1 protein-coding gene is annotated in these 3,046 nt (G+C 44.3%); it reads right to left on the bottom strand.

All coding sequences use genetic code 11. The annotated features are described in order from the left end of the window. Positions 1–3,046 (bottom strand): condensation domain-containing protein (locus BPMYX0001_RS24635; protein WP_033799748.1); only part of this gene is annotated, 3,046 nt, incomplete at both ends.

Below are 3,046 nucleotides of genomic sequence, written 5' to 3'. Positions count from 1 at the left end.
GGAATCCGCTTTCCGATATTACTTCTTGAAGAATGCTTTACATCATCCTGAGTAATTGGATAATACGTAACATGAACGGTGGTTTCTGTGATTCCATACATATTAATTAGCTGCGTGTTCTGCTCTCCATACCTTTGAAACCACGGTAGCAAGCTAGTAGGATCAAGTGCTTCCCCACCAAATATGACATAGCGCAGATGCAGGTTTTTATTCTCATCTTCTTGTTCACACACTTGTATCAATTGTCGAAATGCGGATGGTGTCTGATTAAGAACCGTAACCTTTTCCTTTACTAACAGTTGATAGAAATCCTTAGGCGATCGACTAATCCAGTAAGGAACAACAACCAATCTTCCTCCATAGAGCAATGCTCCCCAAATTTCCCAAACTGAGAAGTCAAACGCATAAGAATGGAAAAGCGTCCAAGTATCTTTTTCATCAAACTGATACCAACATTCCGTTGATTTAAATAAACGAATCACATTGTGATGCTCTACCATCACTCCCTTCGGATTCCCCGTTGATCCCGAAGTATAGATTACATACGCCAAATTTTCTCCTGTCACTTCACATATTGGTGAAAGAATGCTTTCTCGTGAGATCATCGCTTGATCCCGATCCAAACAAACTGCTTCGATTTCTTCAGGTATCCAACCAACTAATGCTTCGCTCGTGACCAATACTTGAATCCCTGTGTCCTCCAGAATATATCGTAGACGACTTTCTGGATACGATGGATCCAATGGAACATAGGCTGCCCCAGCTTTCAAGATCCCCATGAGACCAACAATCATCTCAACTGAACGCTGGAAGCAGAGACCGACCAATGACTCGGTCCCAATCCCACATTTCTGGAGATAATGGGCCAATTGGTTTGCTTTCTCATTCAGCTCTCGATACGTCAACTGCTGATTTTCATCCACCACCGCCACCGTGTCAGGTGTACGATCCACTTGATCTTCAAACAGTTTATGGATCACACTCTCACGTGGATACGCTACAGCATTATCATTCCACTCTTCCAGTAATTGCTTCTCTAATTCCGATAGCATCGTCAACTTCGTCAGTGATTTATCGGGATGTTCCACGATTTCATTCAACCAATTTTCAAAATGCTCAGCCATACGTCTGATCGTTACAACGTCAAATAAATCATTCTTATAGTTAAAACAAAGGAATAAACCCTCTTCCACCTCTGCGGCGCTTAAACTCAAATCAAACTTGGCGATCGAAGTATGACTTTCCATCGCTTCTAAACTTCTTCCATGAAGCTCTGGAAGCTCTTGTTGCGTGTTTTGCAAGGTAAACATGGTTTGGAAGATCGGAGAATGACTTGTACTTCGCTCGGGTTGTATGACATCTACAATCTTTTCAAACGGAACATCTTGGTATTCATACGCCTTCAATGCTTTTGTCCGCACCTGAGACAACAACTCTTGGAATGTCGGTGCGCCACTCAGATCAGCCCGATAAACCAACGTGTTGACGAAGAAACCAATCAACCCTTCAATCTCACGATAATTCCGGTTTGCAATCGGGCTTCCGACAAGAATATCCGATTGTCCTGTATAACGAGCGAGGAAGCTTTGATACGATGCCAGTAAGGTCATGAAGAGCGTCGACTCTTCTTGACGACTAAGTTCGTTCAGTTTGTCGCGTAACGAGCGTGACAACAACACAGTGTGTGTCGATCCACGATGGGTTTGCACCGCAGAACGAGGACGATCCATCGGCAACATTAAGACTGGTAACTCGCCAGACAGCTCTTCCTTCCAATATGCAAGCTGCTGATCAAGTACTTCTTCTTTCATCCATTCCCTTTGCCATTGGGCAAAGTCGGCATATTGAACCGGTAATGGTGCGAGTTCTGCTGGTTTTCCACCAACCGCTTCTTCATAGAATGCCATCCATTCTTGGAGCAAGATTTCCATCGACCAGCCATCCGAGATAATATGATGCATGGTACAAAGAAGAATCCATTCTTCTTCTGCGATTTGCACGATTTGCCCACGGATCAACGGACCTTGTCCTAAGTCAAATGGCGCTTCGGCTTCGTTTTGGATCCATTTTTCCATTACGCTTTCTCTCTCTTCGGAGGAAAGCGTAGTTAGATCTATTTGGGGAAGGAACCGGAAAGCATATGGTTGAATCTGCTGCACAGGATGACCATCCATTTCATGGAACACCGTTCGCAAAGATTCATGACGCTCTATCAGCTGATTCCATCCCGTCTCCAATGCTTTGGGTACCCAATTCCCTGTAAGACGGCATACCATCGGTATATTATAAAGTGTACTATTAGGCGTGAATTGGTCAATGAACCACAGGCGCTGTTGGGCATAAGAGAGCGAAATGGCTTCTCCCCGTTCCATCGGCATAAGCGGTGGAATTTCTCGTATTTTGTCTCCTTTACGCAATTGATCCAGTCGCTTCGCCAACGCCTCTACTGTTGAATACTCAAACAGTTCACGTACTAACAGTTCGATTTGTAATGCCTCTTTTAACCGAGATACAACTTGGGTAGCGAGCAACGAGTGGCCACCTCGATCGAAGAAGGAATCCTGGACACCAATATTTTCTATGCCTAGCACTTGACTCCATACCGATGCAATGAGTTCTTCCATCGGAGTTCGTGGGTATACAGTATTTTCAGTAGATGGTTCATCAGGTACAGGCAATGCTTTTAAATCGAGTTTTCCATTCGGTGTGAGTGGTAAAAATGCCATCTCGACAAAGTGTGCCGGAACCATGTAATTCGGTAAATGTGTTTTCAGATGCTCCCGCCATTCATTTACACTTCCTTCACCAACTACATAAGCTACCAATCGTTTGTCTCCTGGATGATCCTCTCTTACCAGTACAACAACTTCTTTTACAGACAAATGCGCCTGCAAAGTTGCTTCAACTTCTCCCAGTTCAATCCGGAAACCACGAATTTTTACTTGGTCATCCATACGACCATGGAACCGGAGATCACCGTCAGGCAGATAACTTGCTTTGTCCCCAGTGTAATAGAGACGTTCCCCTGACTTAAACGGATGCGAAA

It is taken from the genome of Bacillus pseudomycoides DSM 12442 (genome assembly GCF_000161455.1).
Taxonomy (GTDB): domain Bacteria; phylum Bacillota; class Bacilli; order Bacillales; family Bacillaceae_G; genus Bacillus_A; species Bacillus_A pseudomycoides.
Note: the sequence above shows the minus strand (reverse complement) of the source record. Positions and strands in the feature narration are given on the sequence as shown.